We start from the raw sequence: 239 nt of genomic DNA, 5'->3' as shown, positions 1-239 counted from the left end.
CACGGCGACAGCGCCGACGCCGCGGGCGACGACACCGTCCGGGCGAACAACGCGATGGGGTACGGGCTGTTCGAGCACGCGAGCGCGGACGGCCTCATCGAGCGCGCGCTCCGCGAGACCGACACCGCGCGACGCAACGCTCTCGCCCGGCGTGCCGTCGAGCGCATCTATCTCGACGCCCCGGTGATGGTGACCGACTATCCGCGGCCCAGGTGGCCCCTCGACACTGACGCGTGGAC

The 239-nt window shown here is 72.8% G+C and carries 1 protein-coding gene; it reads left to right on the top strand.

Going from position 1 to position 239, the window contains the following annotated elements; genetic code table 11:
• Positions 1–239: ABC transporter substrate-binding protein (locus tag HKX41_13235; GenBank protein ID NNC25098.1), on the top strand; the 239-nt coding region annotated here is incomplete at both ends.

The sequence above is a fragment of the Salifodinibacter halophilus genome (assembly GCA_012999515.1).
Lineage (GTDB): Bacteria > Pseudomonadota > Gammaproteobacteria > Nevskiales > Salinisphaeraceae > Salifodinibacter > Salifodinibacter halophilus.
The sequence above is the reverse complement of the archived record's forward strand: the minus strand, read 5'-3'. Positions and strand labels throughout refer to the sequence as shown.